The organism is Pantoea sp. MT58 (assembly GCF_014495885.1).
Classification (GTDB): Bacteria; Pseudomonadota; Gammaproteobacteria; order Enterobacterales; family Enterobacteriaceae; genus Pantoea; species Pantoea eucalypti.
Window position 1 is genome coordinate 1,352,191 of sequence record NZ_CP061083.1, and the last position, 20,571, is coordinate 1,372,761.

Annotated in this window: 18 protein-coding genes and 1 tRNA gene; 9 read left to right on the forward strand and 10 right to left on the reverse strand. The window is 54.6% G+C overall.

Annotated features, from left to right (window positions below):
• Positions 1-8: 8 nt before the first annotated feature.
• The 3 genes from IAI47_RS06505 to ompC all read left to right on the forward strand — a co-directional run bounded on the left by IAI47_RS06505 (position 9) and on the right by ompC (position 5,029).
• Positions 9-2,153 (forward strand): type I secretion system permease/ATPase, encoded by a 2,145-nt coding sequence (locus IAI47_RS06505; protein WP_003854193.1) that lies wholly within the window; start codon positions 9-11, stop codon positions 2,151-2,153.
• The gene (locus IAI47_RS06510; protein WP_008926127.1) at positions 2,150-3,319 is read left to right on the forward strand and encodes an HlyD family efflux transporter periplasmic adaptor subunit; all 1,170 of its coding nucleotides are present in this window, start codon (positions 2,150-2,152) and stop codon (positions 3,317-3,319) included. The genes IAI47_RS06505 and IAI47_RS06510 overlap by 4 nt, the downstream gene beginning before the upstream one ends.
• A gap of 597 nt (positions 3,320-3,916) precedes the next feature.
• Entirely contained in the window at positions 3,917-5,029 is a 1,113-nt protein-coding gene (ompC, locus tag IAI47_RS06515) for a porin OmpC (RefSeq protein ID WP_003854188.1), read from the forward strand.
• 17 nt (positions 5,030-5,046) lie between these two features.
• Here the strand turns inward: ompC and IAI47_RS06520 are convergent, their stop codons facing one another.
• Entirely contained in the window at positions 5,047-5,241 is a 195-nt protein-coding gene (locus IAI47_RS06520) for a hypothetical protein (RefSeq protein WP_003854187.1), read from the reverse strand.
• A gap of 149 nt (positions 5,242-5,390) precedes the next feature.
• Positions 5,391-5,501: a hypothetical protein gene (locus IAI47_RS21925; RefSeq protein ID WP_008926126.1), complete on the reverse strand. Its 111-nt coding sequence runs from the start codon at positions 5,499-5,501 to the stop codon at positions 5,391-5,393.
• A 168-nt stretch (positions 5,502-5,669) separates the two neighbouring features.
• Here IAI47_RS21925 and apbE point away from each other — a divergent pair, with 168 nt between their 5' ends.
• The 3 genes from apbE (at position 5,670) to IAI47_RS06535 (ending at position 9,109) form a co-directional block, all read left to right on the forward strand.
• Positions 5,670-6,719 carry an FAD:protein FMN transferase ApbE gene (gene apbE, locus IAI47_RS06525; protein WP_008926125.1) on the forward strand — a complete coding sequence of 350 codons (1,050 nt, stop codon included), beginning with the start codon at positions 5,670-5,672 and terminating at the stop codon, positions 6,717-6,719.
• On the forward strand, positions 6,719-7,360 hold the full coding sequence (gene alkB / locus IAI47_RS06530) for a DNA oxidative demethylase AlkB (RefSeq protein ID WP_003854182.1): 642 nt from the start codon (positions 6,719-6,721) through the stop codon (positions 7,358-7,360). The genes apbE and alkB overlap by 1 nt, the downstream gene beginning before the upstream one ends.
• Positions 7,361-7,456: 96 nt before the next feature.
• Complete coding sequence (locus IAI47_RS06535; protein WP_003854180.1) at positions 7,457-9,109, forward strand: multidrug ABC transporter permease/ATP-binding protein; 1,653 nt, start codon at positions 7,457-7,459, stop codon at positions 9,107-9,109.
• Between the two features lie 229 nt (positions 9,110-9,338).
• Here the strand turns inward: IAI47_RS06535 and IAI47_RS06540 are convergent, their stop codons facing one another.
• The 6 genes from IAI47_RS06540 to IAI47_RS06565 all read right to left on the reverse strand — a co-directional run bounded on the left by IAI47_RS06540 (position 9,339) and on the right by IAI47_RS06565 (position 14,850).
• Positions 9,339-11,003 (reverse strand): carboxylesterase family protein, encoded by a 1,665-nt coding sequence (locus tag IAI47_RS06540; RefSeq protein ID WP_003854178.1) that lies wholly within the window; start codon positions 11,001-11,003, stop codon positions 9,339-9,341.
• A gap of 254 nt (positions 11,004-11,257) precedes the next feature.
• Entirely contained in the window at positions 11,258-11,974 is a 717-nt protein-coding gene (locus IAI47_RS06545; protein WP_003854175.1) for a 4'-phosphopantetheinyl transferase, read from the reverse strand.
• A gap of 68 nt (positions 11,975-12,042) precedes the next feature.
• Positions 12,043-12,246, reverse strand: coding sequence for a hypothetical protein (locus IAI47_RS06550; protein ID WP_003854174.1), 204 nt, complete (start codon positions 12,244-12,246; stop codon positions 12,043-12,045).
• A 449-nt stretch (positions 12,247-12,695) separates the two neighbouring features.
• A tRNA-Pro gene (locus tag IAI47_RS06555) sits at positions 12,696-12,772 on the reverse strand.
• A 73-nt stretch (positions 12,773-12,845) separates the two neighbouring features.
• Positions 12,846-14,600: an LPS biosynthesis-modulating metalloenzyme YejM gene (yejM, locus tag IAI47_RS06560; protein WP_003854173.1), complete on the reverse strand. Its 1,755-nt coding sequence runs from the start codon at positions 14,598-14,600 to the stop codon at positions 12,846-12,848.
• Positions 14,601-14,622: 22 nt separating this feature from the next.
• A complete protein-coding gene (locus tag IAI47_RS06565; protein ID WP_010248348.1) occupies positions 14,623-14,850 on the reverse strand; it encodes a YejL family protein in 228 nt (75 codons plus the stop codon).
• Positions 14,851-15,008: 158 nt separating this feature from the next.
• On the opposite strand from IAI47_RS06565, the gene yejK reads away from it, so the two are divergent.
• Positions 15,009-16,013: a nucleoid-associated protein YejK gene (gene yejK, locus IAI47_RS06570; RefSeq protein ID WP_033743236.1), complete on the forward strand. Its 1,005-nt coding sequence runs from the start codon at positions 15,009-15,011 to the stop codon at positions 16,011-16,013.
• 120 nt (positions 16,014-16,133) lie between these two features.
• Here yejK and rplY read toward each other — a convergent pair whose 3' ends face one another.
• Both rplY and IAI47_RS06580 read right to left on the reverse strand, forming a co-directional pair.
• Positions 16,134-16,418, reverse strand: a complete 285-nt coding sequence (rplY, locus tag IAI47_RS06575) for a 50S ribosomal protein L25 (RefSeq protein WP_003854168.1) — start codon at positions 16,416-16,418, stop codon at positions 16,134-16,136.
• A gap of 176 nt (positions 16,419-16,594) precedes the next feature.
• Positions 16,595-18,349, reverse strand: a complete 1,755-nt coding sequence (locus IAI47_RS06580) for a DEAD/DEAH box helicase (RefSeq protein ID WP_008926122.1) — start codon at positions 18,347-18,349, stop codon at positions 16,595-16,597.
• Positions 18,350-18,504: 155 nt separating this feature from the next.
• On the opposite strand from IAI47_RS06580, the gene rsuA reads away from it, so the two are divergent.
• Both rsuA and IAI47_RS06590 read left to right on the forward strand, forming a co-directional pair.
• Positions 18,505-19,224 carry a 16S rRNA pseudouridine(516) synthase RsuA gene (gene rsuA, locus IAI47_RS06585; protein WP_003854163.1) on the forward strand — a complete coding sequence of 240 codons (720 nt, stop codon included), beginning with the start codon at positions 18,505-18,507 and terminating at the stop codon, positions 19,222-19,224.
• 49 nt (positions 19,225-19,273) lie between these two features.
• A complete protein-coding gene (locus IAI47_RS06590; protein ID WP_008926121.1) occupies positions 19,274-20,470 on the forward strand; it encodes a Bcr/CflA family multidrug efflux MFS transporter in 1,197 nt (398 codons plus the stop codon).
• Positions 20,471-20,571 lie beyond the last annotated feature (101 nt).

Genomic DNA, 20,571 nt, shown 5'->3' on the forward strand with positions numbered 1-20,571 from the left:
CAAAAATCATGAGTACGTTAACCCTGAATACCGATAACTGGATTGCCGCCATGCTGCGCGTCGCCGCGCGATTCGGTAAGCCTGCCGATGGCAAAACCCTGCGTCAGCAGATGCGCTGGTTTGAACATCTGCCGGTGTCACAGCAGCTGGAGCGGCTCTCCGGCCTGCTGGGACTGCATCTGACCATGGTGCCGCAGAACAAACTGCGCTGGCGTCAGGAGATCACGCCGGTGGTGCTGGTGCTGGAAAATGCCAGCGTAGCGGTGCTGGAGAATATCGATGCGGACGGCAGCGCGCGTTACTGGCTCAGTGAAGGCGGCGATGTGGTGCGTGAAAGCGCCTTATCGGAGCTGCTGACACGTGCTCAGGGCGATGTCGGCGTGATTGGGGTGGCGGCGCGTGGCCGTGATGCGCGCATCGACGAATTCATTCAGCCTTATGAGCCACACTGGTTCTGGAAAAACTTTCGCGGCATGGGGCGTCGTATCACCGAGATCTCACTGGCGTCGGTGATCGGTAATGTGCTGGCGCTGGCCGGAATTCTCTTTTCGATGCAGGTCTACGATCGGGTGATTCCGGCGCAGTCACAGTCCACGCTGTGGGTGCTGTTTGTCGGGGTACTGATTGCTGCGGCGATTGAATATCTTATCCGGCTGATGCGAACCCAGGTCTCAGATTTAATGGGTAAACGCATCGACCTGAAAGTTTCCGCCATGCTGTTTGCCCGGGCGATGAGCATCCGTAATGAGGCGCGGCCGAAATCCACCGGCTCATTTATCTCGCAGCTGCGTGAGATCGACCAGGTGCGCGAGTTGCTGACCTCGACCACGGTTGGTGCCGCGGCCGATCTGCCGTTTGTTATCCTGTTCCTGTTCATCATGTCGTTTATAGGCGGCTGGCTGGTGCTGATTCCGCTGGCGGCGATCCCGCTGATCGTCATTCCGGGTCTGCTGGTTCAGATTCCCATGGCGCGGCTGGCTAAAGAGGGGCTGCGTGAGGGCGCGCTGCGTAATGCCGTGCTGGTGGAGACCATTGAAGGCATTGAGGATATCAAGGCGCTTCAGGCCGAACCCTATTTCCAGCGTCAGTGGGAGCAGACGCATGAAGTCAGCGCCGCGATCAGCAATCAGCAGCGATTGTGGGGCGCGCGCCTTACCGGCTGGGCATCGACGGTGCAGCAGCTCACCTATGCAGGGATGCTGGTGTTTGGGGTTTACCTGGTGCTCGATTCACACATCACCACCGGTACGCTGGTCGCCTGTAGCCTGCTCTCATCCCGCACTATCGCTCCACTGATGCAGCTGACCATGGTCTTCTCACGCTGGCAGCACGCCAAAATGGCGATGAAAGGGCTGGATGAGTTGCTGAAAAAGCCGCTCGATCAACCTGAAGCCGCCACGCTGGCGCACTGTCCGACGCTCACCGGCCAGTACGATCTGCGCAATGTGCATTACAGCTATGACGAAGATAATGAAAAAAATGTGCTCAACGTGCAGCAGCTGCAGATCAAGCCCGGCGAGAAGATTGCCATTCTGGGTAAGGTCGGGGCAGGGAAGTCGACCTTGCTGAAGATTCTTGCCGGTCAGGCACAGGCCAGTCAGGGCAAGGTGATTGTTGATGGTGTCGATATTGAGCGTATCGATCCCACTGATTTACGCCGTCAGCTCGGGTGGCTGTCGCATGACTCTCGCCTCTTCTTTGGCACGCTGCGGCAGAACCTGATGCTGGGCAATCCCCATGCCAGCGAACAGGAGATGCTGCAGGCACTGCGTATCAGCGGCGCACTGTCGCTGATCCAGCAGGACGCCGCCAGCCTGGATCGTATTATCAATGAAGGCGGTCGCGGGCTCTCTGGCGGGCAACGTCAGATGGTGATGCTGAGCCGATTGATCCTGCGTCAGCCGCAGGTGGTGCTGCTGGATGAACCCACTGCGGCAATGGATGAACAGCTGGAGGAGCATGTGATTCGTCAGCTGCAGGGTTGGATCAGCGGCCGGACGCTGGTGCTGGTGACGCACCGTCCGGCACTGCTGAAAATGGTCGATCGTATTGTGGTGATGGATAACGGGCGCATTGTCGCTGATGGTCCGCGCGACGAGATCCTGCGCCGCGCGACTGCACCTGCTACGGCAGGTAAAGGAGATGTGGCATGAGTCTGGTGATTGTTGATAAAGATCTTGCCCGTCATGAGCGCCGGACATCAGCGATTATCTGGCTCTGCACCGCCGCGCTGGCGATATTTCTGATCTGGGCGCACTTTGCCATTCTGGATGAGGTCACAGTGGGCACCGGTAAAGTGACGCCCTCCAGCCGCGCGCAGGTGATCGACAGCCTGGATGGCGGCATCGTCAAACAGCTTAATGTGCATGAAGGTGACATTGTTGAGAAAGGGCAGGTGCTGGCGACCCTCGATCCAACGCGCTTTCAGTCAAATTTCGGTGAAGCGCAGGCTAAAGTGCGCACGCTGCGTGCCTCGTCCGAGCGGCTGGAAGCGGAGCTGTCGGGCACGCCGCTGAAGTTCAGTGCCGAAACGCTGAAGGAGCCGAATCTGGTTACGCGCGAGCGGCAGCTCTATGAGTCGCGACGTCGTAATCTCACTGAAACCATCAGTAACCTGCAGCAGTCGCTGAAACTGGTGCAGGATGAGCTGCGGCTCACCGAACCGCTGGTGGCGAAAGGCGCGGCAGGGCAGGTTGAGGTGATCCGTCTGCGTCGTCAGGTCAGCGATCTACGTGGCAAAATCGACGAAGCGCGCAATGACTATCTGGTGCGCGCTCACGAAGAGCAGGTGAAAAACAATGCGGAACTGGATGCGCAGTTGCAGGTTGCCGCAGGCAAAGAGGATCAGCTGACGCGCGCGACGCTCTACTCGCCGGTGCGCGGCATCGTCAAAGATATTCAGGTCACCACGGTGGGTGGTGTACTGGAACCGGGCGGTAAACTGATGGAAATTGTGCCGCTGGAGGATCAACTGCTGATTGAGACGCGTATCAATCCACGCGATATCGCCTGGATTCGGCCCGGACTGGCCGCCACCGTGAAAGTCACCGCCTATGACTCCTCTATTTATGGCGATCTGCACGGCGAAGTGGAAACGGTGTCGCCAGACACGCTGCAGGATGAGGTGAAACGTGATCAATATTATTATCGTGTCTACGTTCGTACCCAGAAAGCCGAGCTGACCAACCGCGCTGGCCGAAAATTCCCGATTGTGCCCGGAATGGTGGCCAATGTGGAGATTAAAACCGGTCAGAAATCCGTCATGGATTACCTGATTAAACCACTGAATAAAGTCAAAGAATCGCTGCGCGAGCGCTGAAATGCGGTCCAGCTGAGAGGCTTATTTGCTTAATTACGGTGATAAATTAACATGGCGGATATTCAGACTATCCGGGCACAAAGTGTGCGCAATTTAACAAACTGTGCGGAAGCAGAGTGAAGTTAATTTAACCAGATTAAAAATGTTTACGAGGATATAGTACGACGGCAAATGACAGGCAAAAAAATGCCGGACAGATTGTCCGGCGGGAAATAATAAGTTGTACATCTCATTCGGGGAGAATGAAGGTAATAATGGAATAAATGATGATAGCGGGGTCTATTCTATTACCAGATGTCGTATAAGTTTTATCATTCAGTGCTTCAGAATGCTCTGATGTAAGCTGTTGATAACAAAGATATCGGAAGGGGTGTATCAATTTGTGCGGTTTTTTTTACCGATCTGTGCTGGTTATTAGTTCCCCGCTATTTACATTATGAAATAACTGTTTCGATGGATGAAACAGTTTTGGAAATTTAGTAGCATTTTCCTGGTGGATTATTACCCGCTATAAAACAACAATGACCTGCAGGCTGAATTTTTAATCATTCAGTTAGCAGTGGCAAATTATAAAGGCATATAACAGAGGGTAATAAAATGAAACGTCGCGTTCTCTCCCTGATGATTCCTGCACTGCTGGTTGCAGCAGGATCAGCAAACGCAGCTGAAATCTATAATAAAGACGGCAACAAATTAGATCTCTTCGGTAAAGTTGACGGCCTGCACTACTTCTCTGACAACAGCAGTTCCGACGGCGACCAGTCATACGTTCGCTTCGGCTTCAAAGGCGAAACAGAAATCAGCAATCAGCTGACCGGTTACGGCCAGTGGGAATACCAGGCAGCACTAAACAACTCTGAAGACCAGGGGACAGCAGACAGCTTTACCCGTGTTGGGTTCGCCGGTGTGAAATTTGGTGATGCGGGATCCTTCGACTATGGTCGTAACTACGGCGTAGCCTATGACATCGGCGCATGGACTGACGTGCTGCCTGAGTTCGGCGGCGATACCTATGGCGCGGATAACTTCATGTATCAGCGCGGTAACGGCATGGCGACCTACCGTAACAACAATTTCTTCGGTCTGGTGGATGGCTGGAACTTCGCAGTCCAGTATCAGGGCAAGAATGGCAACAGCAGCGAGTCACCGAATGGCCGTGACGTGCTGGGCCAGAACGGCGACGGCTGGGGTCTGAGCACGACCTATGATCTGGGTTCAGGCTTCGGCATTGGTGCGGCAACCTTCCAGTCTGACCGTACCAACGACCAGAACAGCGAAACATCAGGTATCCTCGGCCATGGCGATAAAGCGGCAGTGTATACTGGCGGTCTGAAATATGACGCGAACAACGTCTATCTGGCAGCGATGTACTCACGCTCCTTCAACGCAACTCGCTTCGGCAGCACCGACTCTTCAGCGTTTGGTTATGCGGATAAAGCGGATAACTGGGAACTGGTTGCGCAGTATCAATTCGACTTTGGTCTGCGTCCATCTCTGGCGTACGTGACCTCACGCGGCACTGATGTTCAGAACTGGGGCACACAGAATCTGAAAAAATATATCGATGTTGGCGCGACGTATTACTTCAACAAAAACATGTCTACCTATGTTGATTACCAGATCAACCTGCTGGACGACAACGCCTTCACCGACGCGGCCGGTATCAATACCGACGACGTGGTGGGTGTAGGCCTGGTTTACCAGTTCTAAGTGATAAGGGAGCGCAGTTACGGCTGCGCTCCTGCGTTATCTTCCGGGCTAAACGCATCAGCCTTTGGCCACTTCGTTGCTTCCGGCGCCGTTGTTTCTGATGACATAACGCTGCCAAACCGCGCGCCTTCAAATGCCACGCCTGCCAGAGTGAAAGCAGAAAAGCTCAACCAGTGATGCCATGCTGACTGCCACTTCTGTGAATTTTTCATTCTGCACCTCTCAGAGATAAACACTGTTTCAACAGTGCAGAATTCATGCCAGCTTTACCGCTCTCACAGCCACAGGCGTTACGCCCGTTTTGATACACTTGCCGCGCACGTCAGGGAGCGATTGCCCCAATCAGGTGCAGTTAAGCCCGTTACTGGCGCGGCCGGGAAGGGGTCATGTGACGATGACGACGCTGTTCGACAACTTTATAACTGCCGTAAACAAACAGACCCAGGGCAACGACCAGAATCGCATAGATCATCTGTAGCTCCTTACTTTGATTAATGTTAATCCCCTGTCGCGAGGCGGGATCAGGATAGATGACCGGGGAATGCTCTCGTGATTCAGTGAAATATTCAACTCTATTTAAGCGAATTTACCCAAACTTTATGCTTTGTAGTGGCTATTCATAAAGTGTTACAGGCGAGGAATGATGATTTATAAGATTAATCTGCTGTTTATGTCGATTTTAATTCTGACGGCGGCGGGCTGTGATCAATCAGCACCGACAACAGCGATGGTGCTGGAAGGAAAAACCATGGGCACCGTCTGGCGGGTGAGCCTGGCGGGTGTTGAGAGTAAGCGTAAAGCGGCCTTTCAGCAGCGGATTCAGCAGCAGCTGGACGCGGATGATGCTGAGCTCTCCACCTGGAAGCCGGACTCTGCGTTATCGCGCTTTAACCAGAGCCGTGACCTGTCACCGCAGCCGGTGAGTGAAAACATGGCGGACATTGTCACGACCTCGCTGCGGATTGGCCGTAAAACCGGCGGGGCGATGGACATTACCGTCGGTCCACTGGTTAATTTATGGGGCTTTGGCCCGACGAAACAGCCCATCCATACACCGGATGTAGCCCAAATTGCCGCCGCCCGTGCGCAGACCGGATTGCAGCATCTGAGAGTGCTGCAGGGTGCGGATGGACAATGGTTGCAGAAAGATTTGCCAGAGCTCTATGTCGATCTCTCGACGGTGGGTGAGGGCTTTGCCACCGATCATCTGGCACGGCTGATGGAGCAGCTCGGTATCAACAACTATCTGGTGTCAGTCGGCGGTGCCGTGCTGAGCCGGGGTCTTAATGCGCAACAGCAGCCGTGGCGGGTGGCGATCCAGAAACCCACCGATCGGGAGAATGCGGTTCAGGCACGCGTGAGTCTGCAGGGACACGGTATCAGTACATCCGGCAGCTATCGCAACTATTATGAACTGGACGGCAAGCGCATTTCTCATGTGATCGATCCCGTTACCGGACGACCCATTGAGCATAAACTGGTTTCTGCCACGGTGATTGCCACCACGGCGCTGGAAGCCGATGGCTGGGACACCGGACTGATGGTGCTCGGCACCGAGAAAGCCAAAGCGCTGGCAATTGAACAGCATCTGGCGGTCTATCTGATCAGCAAGCAGGGCGATAAATTTGTCAGCTGGATGTCGCCGCAGTTTGCTGCTTTTCTGATTCCCGCTGAATCCGGAGAACCCTGATGTTAGATCTTTTTAGTGAAGAGCAACCCTGGCAGGAGCCGCTGGCGGAGGGGGCCGTGATCCTGCGGCGCCGCGCACGTGATGACGCAGAGGCGCTGTATCAGCAGATACTGGCGATTGCGGATCAGAACCCCTTTGCCCATCGCATTACGCCGGGTGGCCATCGCATGTCGGTGGCGATGACCAACTGCGGCGATTTTGGCTGGTCGGTGGATTCACGCGGCTACAATTATCAGCAGCAGGATAACCTCAATGGCCGCAAATGGCCGCCCATGCCACCGCTGTTTCGCGAGCTGGCGCAGCAGGCCGCGGCGGAGGCGGGCTTTCCTGGCTTTAATCCGGATGCCTGTCTGCTTAATCGCTATGAACCGGGTGCGAAGCTGACGCTGCATCAGGATAAAGATGAGAAAGACCTGCACCAGCCCATCGTTTCGGTGTCGCTGGGTCTGCCGGCCGTGTTTCAGTTCGGTGGCTTCGAACGGGGCGACAGCACCCAGCGTGTGCTGCTTGAGCATGGTGATATTGTGGTGTGGGGCGGGCCGTCGCGCCTGCGTTACCACGGCATTTTGCCGCTTAAGCCAGGCGTGCATCCGCTGGCCGGCGCCTGGCGTTATAACCTGACATTTCGTCGCGCCTTTTAACCCACTACGGCAGTCACGGCGTGGTGAGAATAACTATTGCTATCATTTGGCATCCCATTACACTGCAGGCTGTTTTTTAGCTGATGGATTGCCTGCATGACGTTGTTAAGCGTTGTTTTTCGCCAGTTTCGCTGGCCTTTTATCGGGGTCATTGCCCTGACGTTGTTAAGCGCCGTGCTGGGTATCGGCATGATCGCCTTTATCAACCGCGAAATGATTGTCGCCATCAACACCTCATTCGCGGTGCTGCCGCAGTTCCTGTTGCAGCTGGTGGTGCTGATGGCGGTGACGCTGGCTTCGCAGCTGGCACTGACGATGCTCGGGCATCAGTTTGTCTGGCGACTGCGTGGCGAGTTCATCAAGCGAATCCTTGATAGCCGGGTTGAACGCATCGAGCAACTCGGCAGTGCACAACTGCTGGCGGGACTGACCAGCGACGTGCGGGCAATTACGCTGGCTTTTGTGCGTCTGCCGGAGCTGTTTCAGGGCGTAATCATTACCCTCGGCTCAGCCATCTATCTCGCGTGGCTGTCACCAAAAATGCTGCTGGTGACCAGTCTCTGGCTGGGTGTGACGCTGGTGGGCGGCTGGATGCTGGTCTCGCGGGTTTACCAGCACATGGCAAAGTTGCGCGAAATCGAAGACAACCTCTATCGTGATTACCAGACGGTGATTGAGGGGCGTAAAGAGTTACAGCTTAACCGCTCACGTGCGCAACAGGTCTATGACACGGTTTATCAGGAAGATGCCCGCGCCTGGCGTCACCATATTGTGCGTGCCGATACTTATCATCTGAGTGCGGTCAACTGGTCAAATATCATGACCCTGGGCGCTATCGGCATGGTCTTTTTCATGGCTAACAGCCTGGGCTGGGCCAATACTGCTGTGGCCGCGACTTTCTCCCTGACACTGCTGTTCTTACGCACGCCGCTGCTTTCTGCAGTGGGCGCGTTACCCACGTTGCTTAGCGCCCAGGTCGCATTCCGTAAGCTCAACGCCTTTGACCTCGCGCCTTATCAGGCAGGGTTTCACGCGCCCTCGGCGTCGTCAGACTGGCAAACTCTGGAGCTGCGCGACGTCTCTTTTCACTATGGTGACAACGGCTTCCAGGTCGGGCCGATTAACCTGACGCTGCGCCGGGGCGAACTGGTGTTTCTGATTGGTGGCAACGGCAGCGGAAAATCGACGCTGGCGATGCTGCTGACCGGGCTGTATCAACCGCAGTCCGGCACGCTGCTGCTGGATGGTAAAGCGATCACGGCAGACGAGCTGGATGTCTGGCGCAGTCAGTTCTCCGCGGTCTTTACCGACCTGCATCTGTTTGACCGGTTAATCGGGCGGGAAGGCGTTGCCGCCAATCCGGCGCTGGTGCAGCAGTGGCTGGAAAGGCTGAAGATGCAGGACAAGCTGAAGATTGAAGGCAATAAAGTGCTCAATCTGCGGCTCTCAAAAGGACAGAGTAAGCGACTGGCGCTGTTGCTGGCGGTGGCAGAAGAACGCGATGTGCTGCTACTGGATGAGTGGGCGGCAGATCAGGACCCACATTTCCGACGCATCTTCTATCGTGAGCTGCTGCCGTGGTTGCAGCAGGCAGGTAAAACGGTGTTTGCTATCAGCCATGACGATCACTACTTCATTCATGCCGATCGGCTGCTGGAGATGCGCGAAGGCCAGTTGACGGAGCTGACCGGTAATGAACGCGACCTCGCCACGCTCGACTCGGTTAAACGCACCGATACCGGGCTTTGACGGCAGATGGCACACTCAGCAGCTAGCGCGTTAAGTTCCGTGCAGGTCGCTGAACACGGTGTTAACACTTCTGTAAGCGTCAGCAGCAGGCAGCCGTGCTGACTGAACAATCCGTTGGCAGGTGTGCCTCATACGCAGTACATCACAGATAACAGCCCTGTACGGCAGGTCATCTGCAGTGAAGTCGATCCGTTAAAGTTTGCCTCCTGCCAGCGCAGGAGGCCGCGGATTAGTGGGCGAAATGTTGATCAAGCGGTGCGCTGAACCAGCGATTGTTCAGCACGTTTTTGATAACACTATTTTTGTCTGCCGCTGACAGGGCGTTGTCCTGTTCAATGCGGGTGAGAATATCGTTATAGCTATAAGTCTTATTGCTCATGTAGATAATGGCTTTCTGCTTGTTAGCATCCATCACCAGCAGCGATTCCCCCGCTGCGGCATTTTCCGGTGTCCATTTCTTCCATTCCGGAAGGGTCTGATCGTTGGGTGACCCTGTTGCCAGGAAGTTTTTAATGTAGGAATTAAAAGATTCACCTAATGCCTGAGAGCCTTTTAGCTTCAGCGCATCCTGCGTAAATTCAGCATACTTATTTTTATCCCAAAAAGGCATAAACACGCCGTGGAAAGAACCGATGGCCGATAGTTTATCACCTGTGACAAACGCATCCGTGCCATAACGGAACTCCATCCCATACAGCGGCGCGTTATAATTTTTATACATGCGCTCAGCAGACTGGTTAACATTAAACAGGCTATATAGCAGCCCGCCATAATAATTTGCAAAGGTGTATTTATTCAGCAGCGCGGTATCATTTTTAAGCGAACCGTCTTTCACCTGTGTTGCAAACAGTGGGTCGTTACGGGCGAAGAAAGAAAACTCCTGTTGTCCTGTGGCCATGATGGCGGGGACGGCATTATAATTTTTGGTCTCAAATCCATCCTTCGGGATCACCACACCATCGCGGTAGAGATGCGGGAATTGATTCATGCGAATTCCCGCATCGCCAAAAAGCATTGCCAGATCTGCTGCCGGAAGCTGATAGAGAAAATGACGAACCTCTGGTGAGCCCGACAGGAGCCAGCTTTTCGCTGCGCCGGCATCCGGTTTAATGCCCTGTTTAACGACCAGAGGCGCTATTCTTTGCGCGAAGATGCTTTCCGCTTCATGTTTGTCAGAGGTGGTCATGCCACCACTGAAAACAATGGCTTTGTTGAACGTATTTTTAAAAAGGGGCGATATAAGCATCGCCATCACGTCTCTGCCACCCGCTGAAAATCCGGAAACGGTAATATTATTTCTGTCACCACCAAAAGCCGAAATATTGTCTTTGATCCACGCCAGCGATTGTTTGATGTCGAGTAAGCTGTAATTCCCGGAGTCATCCAGCGGGTTGCCATCGTTCAGCGCTTTCAATGGATTAAAGCCGAGTGCGCCAAGACGGTAGTTTACGGTGACAATCACGGCATTGTATTTTTCAGCGATAAACGCCGGCGCGAACTCAGTGGAACTGCCCAGCTGATTATTGCCACCATGAATATAGACCAGCACCGGAAGCGGTGTGCTGCTCTCTGTCGGGCGATAGATATTGAGATTCAGGCAATCCTCATCACCTTTGGCTCCGTCCGGGGAAACCTGGATACAGTCTGTCGCGGGCCGGGTCGCATCGAAAACGGTTTGCCATGCGTCAGGGGAAATCGGTTTTTTCCAGCGCAGTTCCCCGACCGGTGCTTTTGCATAAGGAATACCGGTCCAGGACAGCGTGTTTTGATGCTCTGCGCCTTTGACTTTGCCTGACTGCGTCGTAATTTCAGGGGAGATCGTTTGTGCAGTGGCTGATGAGGCAAGCAAAAAGAGTAAAAAGGTCGGGGACAATCTGAACAGAGAATTTTTCATGCGTACCTTGTTCCAGGGAAATATTTCTTATACCTGAAGTTCCGTAATACCCACTCATGTCTGGTTCACAAAACAGCACAAATCCAGCCATTATCGCGTGTTACTCTTTTTTGGTGGTGAAATATGCCTGTGGCTGGCGGAACGCATCGCCCCTGTTGTGCCTCTGCTTATTGTGGATTCTGATTTAGTGGTTGTCGCAAATCACAAGGTGACAGGCCAGGAAAAAACATACTGGCGTTCTGTTTAGAACGCTTTTAAAGCCGATGCATAATCAGCGTGATCACCTGATTATCGCGCCACATAAACTCCGCCTCCAGTAACGTCCCCATCGCAAAACAGCCACCGAAGTCCTGAGCCAGTTGCAGCGTCGCGCGCTGCTGCGCGAAATCTACCGACACCAGTGCAGCATCCAGAAAATCCATCGGCTGATGCAGTTGTGGCCACAGCGCTTTATAAAGGCTCTCTTTGAGAGAGAAGAGCAGCGTCGCGGCAGTGCTGAAGGAGACGGGCAGCGTCTGCAACAGTTGCTGTTCCTGCGCATTCATCAACAACTCTGCCGTTTCCTGCGCCGTCGTCTCTGACATCAACTGCTCAACATCGACGCCAACCGCACAGCGTTGCCGGGTTGCCGCTACCACGACGACACCGGCACTGTGCGACAGCGACGCCTGAACGCCAGCGGGCCAGCAGGGGGAGCGATCGGATGCGTTGGTCAGGATGAAATCAGCAATGCCCAGCTCTGTCATTACCGACCGGACCAGTAAACGGCTGGCGAGGTATTCAGCACGCCGTTTAGTGACAGCCTGCTGCAGTCGGGCGGGTAAGGGAATACCCCATTCGACAGCCAGCACGTCATGATACTTTTGCGGGTCAAAGCGACTCACCGCCAGCAAATAATCGCTGTGGTTCAGGTGGCTGGAAAGAATAAAGCCGCCTGGAACAGGCGGCAGCGGCAGGTCGGGATAGCGCATGCGAAACCATTTAAGCCAAAAAGGCATTAAATCAGGCACGATGCATCAGGGCAAGCAGCCCGCCGTAATCAGTCGTTGGGAGGAATGGCAAAACTCTTCAGAGAAACAACAAAATGGTGGTGACCCCTGCTGATGCGTGCACCCCGGTCGCACCAGTGGCTCGCCAGACGAAAGAAGTCGTCGCTACCAATGTCATACGCCAGTTCCACTTTGCTAATGCCTGAATGCAGTAAAGCCTCCGCATCTTTCAGGCTTTTCGCTTTGATCGCCATAAAAATTATCCGTCAATTTCTGGGGAGTTTAGAGTAGGCAATTTCTGTGACATTTTTGTTTCAGTTTGATGAAAAGACGCGACTGATGGCCGATTTTGTGAGGCAGATCAGTTTCGGGCGCCCGCGTTAACCTGCTGATTGTAAGAGAAATGTTAACTGCTTCAGCGGACAATTCTGAATGTTAAGCCGGAGAGTGGGCAGAGATAACAGAAACAGAAAGGCCGCGTCATACGCGGCCCTGTGGGTTACTTCTGGTCTGGCGGGGAAGGTTGCTTATCGCCGGACTCGGGTGCTTCGGATGGATCATCTTTTTCGATTAATGTCATGAACTCTCCTCTTGTTACCCACACGCTATTAAGTATAGAACGCTTTGCAGGAGATGTGATGAAAGTTATGTTTTGATGACAGAAACGAAAAAAGCAGGCTTTTGGGCTGCTTTTCAGGGAATTTGGTCGGCACGAGAGGATTTGAACCTCCGACCCCGGACACCCCATGACCGTGCGCTACCAGGCTGCGCTACGTGCCGAACACTGGAGGATTAGTCTACTGGTTATCGTCATGAATGCAAGATACCTGCCGACTATTTGCCTGATAATTAATCAGTTAGCGATAAACCGCTTCTCCTCGGTCAGGACCTGCAACAGCAACGCCAGCTCTGGCTTGTGATCTTTCAGCGCGTTGCCCTGTGCATCATAAGCGCGATAGCTGCCGTTGTTGTTGAGCACCAGCGTCACCTGCGGCGTGGTAATCACCAGCTTATTCTCTTCACTGCTCGCCACCCAGTCATGACGGCGACGTGCAGCAAACAAATCTTCACCCTGTGAATAGTTCACCGGATTGGTCCGCACATGCAGCAGTCGCTGCATCAGCGTTGCCATTACATCCTGATGATCAGAGAGCCGATCAACAGTTTGCGCCGGTGTATCAGGCCAGTGAATCACCAGTGGCACCTGCAGCGTCTGACGGTTTCCGGCGCTGTCAGGATCGCCATCCAGTGCCAGACCACGCTGCGCCGTAATCACTACGACGGTGTTCTTCAGCAAATCACGCGCCTGCAGGCTGCTTAGCACGGCGCTAATCTGTTCATCAACAGCAGGTGCCTGACGGAGATAACTGCGCTGACGCGCTTTGCTGTTGTCGCCGGTGACATCAGGCCCGTTCAGAGCAATCCATGAGAACCACGGCGCCTGCGAAGCTTTCTGTTTCTCCAGCCAGTTCTGCCATTGCGCCACGGTGCTGGCGTTGGGCTGGCTGGTTGTCGCAGGCAGTGAATAGTCGGTCAGCAGCGCCTGACGGTAGAGCGGCGGATTAAAGCCTTCCGAGGAGAACAGGCCAAACTGATAACCCTGAGTACTCAGTGCCCCCAGCAGTGCCGACGGTGTTCGTGATGCCAGAATACCGTTCATGTAACTGGAGGAGATGCCATAGAACAGGCCAAACAACCCTTTCTCAGGTGTATCACCGGCGCTGTAGTGCTGGGTAAAACGCACGTTTTCGCTGGCGAACTGATTAAGCTGCGGCAGCGCTTTGGCAAGCGTAGCATTGTTCAGACCATCAACAGTCAGCACCAGCAGGTTGTTACGGGTGCCAGCATCGCGGAAGGTGATATCGCTCAGCGGATACTCTACCGCCACCGCTTCCGGATCGCCCTGCTGAATCAACCGGCGCTGATACTCCTGCGCATCCAGCAGACCGTGACGTTCAAGGAAGCGACGGGCCGTCATCGGATAGGAGAGCGGCAGATTGGCGCGCTGCATGGTAATCGGGCGATAGAAGTTGGCATCGGCCCAGATATACATCAGGTGGCTGGCAAAGAAGGCGCTGATAAACAGAGCGGCGACAGGTTTACCAAACGAGCGGCGATTCAGGCTACGCAGCTTCTGCCAGCTCCAGGTCGCAAACAGCATCTCGACCAGGAATATCAGCGGCACGCTGATAAACATCAGTTGCCAGTCGCGCGCCATCTCGCTCTGGTCGGGGTTAATGACCAGCTCCCACACCACAGGATTAAGGTGCAGGTGGAAACGGCTGAACACTGCACTGTCGACCATTATCAGCGTCAGTCCGGCAGTGGCGACCACCGCGGATAACACCCGCATCAGCCGTTGCGACATCACCACAAAGGTCAGCGGGAAGATAATCAGCAGATAGGCAGCGAAAACGACAAAACTAAAGTGGCCAACCCAGCTGGTATAGGCGTAGATGCGCCCCGCCAGCGAAGAAGGCCAGTCGGCGACCAACAGGTAGCGACTGCCTAAAATCAGCGCGAATAAGATGTTAAACAGAGCAAACCAGTGCCCCCAACTGATCATCTGGGAGACTTTTTCGCGGTAGCGCTGCCGGTTGGTTACCATATTATGAAATCAAATCAGCCAATTAATGGGCGTTATCGTCACGCACTGATGCCTGAAGGGCATCGGCGAAAGAACGTGCCAGTGAACGACGTTGCGCCGGAGCGACATCGCTGTTAATTAAGTTGGTCACCATATTTCCCAGAACCATCAGGGAGAGATCGGTGGGGGCCTTGTCCTTGTGCAGGATTTGGGCCATTTCCGCGAGGAGTTGTTCCACGCGTTCGTCACTGTAACGGGATGATTGTGCCATATCGTCGTCTAAGCTCATTTCAAAAGGCGATATATTACCGGAATAGCGCACTTTTTACCGCAATTTTATCGAAAGCAGTACGTTCGCTTCACGCATAGAGTTGAAAGCCGATGCTGGCGGTGTTTGAATACGCGCCTGTGCTAAAAGGAGAGTCTACCATGAGTCTGGATATCGACCAGATTGCCCTGCATCAGTTAATCAAACGCGATGAAAACCAGCTTGAACTGGCGCTGCGCGATTCACTGCTGCCTGCCACCAACACGGTTAACGCGATGGTGGAGGAGTTACACCGGGTTTACAGCGCAAAAAGCAAAGCCTATGGCCTGTTCAATGCAGAAAGTGAACTGGCAGAAGCGCTGCGTAATTGTCGTAAGGGCAACGATGATTTTCTCGCTTTTAGCCGCGCTGCAACAGGTCGTCTGCGCGACGAGCTGGCCAAATATCCGTTCGCTGAAGGCGGCGTGGTGCTGTTTATTCACTATCGCTATCTGGCGGTGGAATATCTGCTGATTGCGGTGCTGAACAGCCAGTCCAGTATGCGCGTCAATGAGCAGATGGATATCAGCAGCACCCACTATCTCGACATCAATCATGCGGATATCGTGGCGCGAATTGATTTAACCGAATGGGAAACCAACCCGGAATCGACCCGTTACCTGACCTTCCTGCGCGGCCGCGTCGGACGTAAAGTGGCTGACTTCTTTATGGACTTCCTGGGTGCCGAAGTGGGATTAGACACGAAGGCGCAGAACCGCGGTCTGTTGCAGGCCGTTGATGATTACTGCAACGAATCCGAACTGGATAAGCAGGAACGGCAGAACTATCGCCAGCAGGTTTACAGCTACTGCAACGAACAGTTGCAGGCGGGCGAGGAAATTGCACTGGAAGATCTGTCGAGCGAGCTGCCACCACTGGGCGAGAAAACCTTCCAGGCCTTTACCCAGGAGCAGGGCTACGAGCTGGAAGAGAGCTTCCCGGCGGATCGCAGTACGCTGCGTCAGCTGACGAAGTTTGCCGGCAGCGGCGGGGGACTGACCCTGAATTTTGATGCGATGTTACTGGGCGAGCGCATTTTCTGGGATCCGGCCACGGATACCCTGACGATTAAGGGCACACCACCCAATCTGCGCGACCAGCTTCAGCGCCGTACCAGCAGCAAATAAAAAAAGCCGGGCTTAGCCCGGCTTCTGTTCTCTGACACGTCGATTATCTCTGTGTATCAGGGACAAAATAAAAGGGCCGGTTTCTCAACCGGCCCTTTTACATTTCAACGTAATTCGCGATTAAGCGCGAACGAAGTCGATGTGGAACAGTTTTGGCTTGAACGGGTGACGCTGAACAGCCTGAACTTTCACTTTAGTTTCTTTGCCGTCAACTGACAGGGTCAGAACTTCGTCGTAGAAACCTGGCTTAGATTGCAGGTTCATTACTGAGTCGTGATCCAGATCGATGGCAACAGCCGCTTCAGAACCACCGTAGATGATGGCCGGGAAACGGTTTGCTGTACGCAGGCGGCGGCTCGCACCCTTACCCTGCTCTTTACGTTCTACTGCATTGATAGTGAGCATTAATATATCTCTTTATTTAAATCCTGCTACAGGCGACCCAGTAACAGGCAGGTTATTCAATACCGCTGATGCACATGCAAAAGCGGGCGGCAGTATAGCCGTTATGCCGGGTGGTAGCAAACGATATACCCGCTCGCCGGGTTCAGCATCCGGTCAGCCCTCGCTGGCATCACCTGTTAACGCAGCTCATTGGCGCGGCGATAGCGGCCCTGATAATCGAACATTTTCTCGCGGATCTGCCAGAACTGGCCTTTGGCCCGTGCGACGACAAAATCGGGATGACGTAGCAGCGGCTGGAGTGCCAGGACGTCAGCGGCGGTCTGCCAGCCCAGCGGCACGCCGGGGGCGCGCTGATGGGGACGCATAAAGAGCTGTTCAAACGCCTTACGCTGGGCCGGCGTCTGCAGACGAAAGCGTTCGCTGACGCTGGTGCCTTCCTCATCAAAATAGGTCGCCTTCAGCCATTCCCCTTTGGCGTCATGGCCCTGTTCCAGCGTCATGCCACCACAGCGAAGCACCAGTGCGTCTTTCAGTTTCAGCGCCGCTTTCAGCATATCGTCCGGATCGACCAGAATTTTGTCGCACTGGTGACAACGTCGGGCGGCAATATCATTCTCTGCGCCGCAGTCGGGACAACTTTTAAACCGGAAGCGGAAATCACACTGTTCGCGCTCACCTTCGTCATCTTCCAGTACGCCCTGACAGCGCCGGCCAAAATGCTCGATCACCATGCCATCTTCGGTCGCCTTGCCCCAGAAGGTGTTGGCGAAACCGCAGGCGGGACAGAAAACCTGAACCGGCTGATTGTCGCTGGCCCCTTTGGGGGCGCCAACTTCGGGCGTAAAGAGATCGTGCGGATTACCCGCGTAATCGAGGATCAGGCAGTCGGTTTTACCCGGTGAGAGCCGCAGGCCGCGTCCGACGATCTGCTGATAGAGGCTGACCGACTCGGTCGGCCGCAGGATTGCAATCAGGTCAACGTGCGGCGCATCAAACCCGGTGGTCAGCACCGCCACATTCACCAGGAATTTCAGCTGCTGCGCCTTAAACGCCAGAATCAGGGCATCGCGCTCTCTGGCTGGCGTTTCGGCCGAGACCAGCGCGCTGTTTTCTGGCAGCAGCCGCAGGATTTCGCGTGCATGCTCCACCGTTGAGGCGAAAATCATCACGCCCAGCCGATCTTCAGCGAACTCCACGATCTGGCGGATGATATGGGGCGTCACGCGCTGCTGCTGCTTCAGTTCACGGTTCAGATCGGCTTCGCTGAACAGGCCGTTGGACTGCGCCGTGAGACGGCTGAAGTCATACTGCACCACCGGCATATCCAGTCGTTCCGGCGGCACCAGAAACTGATGCTTGATCATGTAGCGCAGGGGCAGTTCATAGATACAGTCGCGAAACAGCGATTTTTCATCGCCACGCACCATGCCGTGATAATGGAACTGATAAATCCAGCCTTTACCCAGACGGAACGGCGTAGCGGTCAGTCCCAGTAAACGCAACTGAGGATTGTGCTGACGCAGATGATTAAAGATCTGCTGATACTGACTCTCTTTATCATCGCCAATGCGGTGACACTCATCGACAATCACCAGCGAGAAGGCGCTGTCGAACTGGTCGAGGTTACGCGCCACTGACTGCACGCTGCCAAACACCACTTTGCGCTGACTCTCTTTGCGCTGAAGTCCGGCAGCAAAGATATCCGCCTCCAGCCCGTAGGCCTGATATTTACTGTGGTTCTGCGCCACCAGCTCTTTGACGTGCGCCAGCACCAGCACCCGGCCACGGGCCAGCCGGGCCAGCTCGGCAATCACCAGACTCTTGCCGGCACCGGTTGGCAGCACAATGACGGCAGGTTCCTGATGGCGACGGAAATGCGCCACGGTGGCATTCACCGCATCCTGTTGATAGGGGCGTAAGGTAAAAGACATGTTGCTCACTTTTGTCTAACTGGCGGCAATTATGCCATGAAAGTGCGGTAAACGCGCTGTCAGGCTGGCGCGGATCACGTTATACTTCCCGCACATTTTCAACGGTTAACCAGGCCGTTTCAGATTCCCTCCGCAGTAACAGGCAAAACGAATTCATGCGACTCGACAAATTCATCTCTCAGCAACTGGAAATCAGCCGCGCCATCGCTCATCGCGAGATCCGTGGCCAGCGTGTCACCGTTAACGGGGAAGTTGTCCGCGATACCGCGTTCAAACTGCTGCCCGACCACGAAGTCGTCTATGACGGCAACGTACTGCAGATGCAGACCGGTCCTCGCTACTTTATGCTGAACAAACCGCAGGGTTACGTCTGCTCAACCGACGATCCCGATCATCCCACCATCATCTATTTCATCGAAGAGCCGATGTCATTCAAACTGCATGCGGCAGGGCGTCTGGATATCGACACCACCGGACTGGTGCTGCTGACAGATGATGGCCAGTGGTCACACCGCATTACCTCGCCACGTCATCACTGCGAGAAAACCTATCGTGTCACCCTGGAATCGCCGATCAGTGACGATACGGCCGCGCAGTTTACAGCGGGCGTGCAGCTGCACAATGAGAAGAGCCTGACGAAACCGGCACAGCTGGAGGTGATTACCCCCACAGATGTGCGGCTGACACTGAGCGAAGGTCGTTACCACCAGGTGAAACGGATGTTTGCAGCCGTCGGCAATCGGGTCATTGAGCTGCATCGTGAACGCATCGGTGACATCGTGCTGGACGAGGATCTGGAACCGGGCGAATACCGTGCGCTGACAGAAGACGAGATCGCCAGTATTGGTCTGCCGAAAGAGCTGCAGACAAAATAACCGGGCGGGCCAGGCGGCCCGACCCAGACTCATTTGTGCAGGAGAAGGTGTGCGTAAGGAAAAGAACTCGCCAACAGGACTGGTCGTCATCCTCGGTCTGTTAGCCATGCTGATGCCGTTGTCGATTGACATGTATCTGCCTGCCATGCCGCAGATTGCGCGTGAGTTCGGGGTGTCAGCCGGTAGCGTGCAGATGTCGCTTAACCTCTACATCCTTGGCTTCGCGATTGGCCAGCTTATCTATGGTCCGCTGGCAGACAGCTATGGGCGTAAGCCGGTAATTGCACTCGGCACGCTGATCTTTGCCTGCGCCGCTGCGGCCTGTGCACTGTCACAGACCATCGATCAGCTGATTCTGATGCGCTTCCTGCACGGACTTTCTGCCGCCGCAGCCAGTGTGGTGATCAACGCGCTGATGCGTGACAGTTACTCGAAAGAGGACTTCTCGCGCATGATGTCCTTTGTGATGCTGATTACCACCATCGCGCCGCTGCTGGCGCCGATCATCGGTGGCTGGCTGCTGGTGCTCTGGAGCTGGCACGCAATTTTCTGGGCGCTCGCGGGTGCGGCATTAGTGACCACTGTGCTGGTAACCACACAAATCCGCGAAACCCTGAAGCCGGAGCAGCGACAGCGTTTTCATCTGCGCACCACGCTCGGCAACTTCGTGACGCTGTTTCGCCACAAACGGGCGTTCAGTTACATGCTGTCGAGCGGCTTCTCCTTTGCCGGGCTCTTTACTTTTCTCAATGCCGGCCCCTTTGTTTACATTGAGCTGAATCACGTCTCACCGCAAAACTTTGGCTACTACTTTGGTCTCAACGTGGTGTTTCTGTTTGTCCTGACGCTGATTAACAGCCGTGCCGTGCGCCGCTTTGGCCCGGTGGCGATGTTCCGGCTGGGGCTGCTGATACAGTTCTGCATGGGCATCTGGTTGCTGGTTGTCAGCGCCTTCAGCCTCGGCTTTTTGCCGCTGGTGATGGGAATCGCGATGTTTATCGGCTGCGTGTCGATGGTCTCATCGAATGCGATGGCGGTGATCCTGGATGAGTTTCCGCATATGGCCGGAACGGCATCCTCTCTGGCGGGCACGCTGCGTTTTGGCGTGGGTGCTTTTGTCGGTGCACTGCTGTCGCTGGTGAGTTTCAACAGCGCCTGGCCGATGGTCGGCACAATTGCCCTGTGCGCGACAATTTCTCTGCTGCTCTTCTTCTACGCTTCACGTCCCCGCACTGCGACCCGTTAACCGGGCGCAGTGGTTTCTTCCCCGATTGCCCGCAGTGATGCATATCCCGACGGTTTTGTTTCTTTATTGTGAAAATTTTTAGTTAAAAAAGTAATCACAAT